A 1,860-nucleotide genomic window follows, 5' to 3' on the forward strand; every position below is an offset into this window, starting at 1 on the left:
TGGATTAGTGAGAGGGTGCGGCCGGGGGCCCACGGGGGCTGCGCCCCCGGGGACGGCCCCACCGGCGCCGTGCTCCCTGACGTGGCCTCCCCCGTGTACGTCACCGCGGGTGGTCGCGGCCGGGTTTCGCCAGCCGCCGCCCCTACATGGGCCGCGTCCTCGCCCGGCACTGGCGTGCCGCCCACGACTACGCCACCGTCTGCCTGGCCGACACCGGAGAGGCAGCACCGCTGGTCACGGCCGCCGCCTTCCACGAGGTGTTCGGACGCCTGGCGGGGGGACACCCCGGTGGCGCTCTGCGTCCCCAACTCCTCGTCGCCGTGCGTGACATGGTCCGTGCCTGGGCCGGCGCGGACGGAGTCGTCGCCGTGCTGCCGGAGTTGCGCAAGACCGTCGGTGGCCGGGGACTGCGCGCCGCCCGGCCCGTCACCGCCGAAAGGCGGCAACTCGCCGAACGCGCTTTCCAGAACTTGCCCGCCGCTTCCCAATGCCTTCTGTGGCATACGGAGGTGGAGGCGGAACCCCTCTCCATACCCGCCCTCCTCCTGGGCGTCGACACCTTCACCGCCGCAGCCGGTCTGGAACAGGCGCGGGAACAATTCCGGGCCGGTTGTGTACGCGCCCATCGGGAACTCGCCCCGTCGGGCGAATGCCGTTTCTACAACCGCCTTCTCGACGTGCCCCTGCGCCGCGGCGGAACCCTGCTGCCCGATGTCCGTGACCATCTCGCGCGGTGCCGTCACTGCCGGCACGCCGCCGAACAGCTCAGCCATTTCGACGACGGACTGGGCGTACTGCTGGCCGAGACCGTCCTCGGCTGGGGCGCCCGCCGCTATCTCGACTCCCGCCCCGGACGCTCCACTTCCGCGACGACGGCGACGACAACGGCGACCGCAGCGACGACGGCGACGGCAGCCCTCCGGCCGGCCGAGGCCCGCCCACGCGGCGGGACCGCCCGGCACCGCACGACCTCGACGGGCCTGCTCGCCCTGCCGGGCCACCGCTCGCGGACCGTTCTGGTGGGCGTCGGCCTGACCTCCCTCGCCCTGCTCGCGACCGTGCTGGTGACCCGTGGCTGGTCCCATGACAACGCTGTCCCCGCTGCCGGCGCCACCTGGGGCGCGCCCGTCGGTGGCGCCGACGCGACGGACACCGGCACCGCCCCGGCCGACGCCGCGTCCACCGGCCCCTCGTCGGCCGCCGCCTCCGCCGCGCACTCCGCCGAGGTCGCCCACGGCCGACTGCGCGCCACCGCAGCCGGGCTCTGCCTCGACACCGACGGCGGCCGGGCCGAGGCCGGGACGGTCGCCGTCCTCGGGGCCTGCTCCGCAGCGGCCTCGCAGCAGTGGTCGTACCAGGACGACGGACTGCTGCGCAGCGCCGCCGCACCGGCCCTCTGCCTGACCGCCGAGCCCGGACGCGGGACGGTGGCCCTGGCCGACTGCGTGGTGCACTCCGGAAACGTTCTCTTCGACCTGACCGTCCGCGGCGAACTGCTGCTGCGCAGCGGCGGTGAGGGACTGGTGGTCGCGCCCGGCCCGGGTGGGTTGCGGACCGACGTCACCATCACGCAAAGGGACGGCACGGCGGGCCAGCGGTGGGCCTTCGACCTCGCGCAGGATGCCGGGCGAGGTACGGGGGGACCGCACGGGGCCCCGGACGAGGAGCGGCCGGCGCAGCCCCCGCGGTCGGACGGCAGCAGCCCGACCGCTCCTGTTCCCGCTCCCGCCCCGGAGGGGTCCGCGCCTCCCGTCGCACCCGCGCCCGGACCCGAGCACGAGAAGCGGTTCGTCCAGGCCGACTGCTGCGAGGAGGAGCCCGAGCCCGTCGTGCCGGCCGTCCCACTGCTCCCCTCCCTTC

At 75.4% G+C, this 1,860-nt stretch carries 1 protein-coding gene; it reads left to right on the plus strand.

The genetic code is table 11. The features are described from left to right. Nucleotides 1-146: 146 nt before the first annotated feature. The coding region (locus tag P1P75_RS41335) for an RICIN domain-containing protein (RefSeq protein ID WP_319265155.1) at nucleotides 147-1,860 on the plus strand (1,714 nt) is incomplete at its 3' end.

The sequence above is a fragment of the Streptomyces sp. ID05-39B genome, assembly GCF_033794725.1.
Classification (GTDB): domain Bacteria; phylum Actinomycetota; class Actinomycetes; order Streptomycetales; family Streptomycetaceae; genus Streptomyces; species Streptomyces bobili.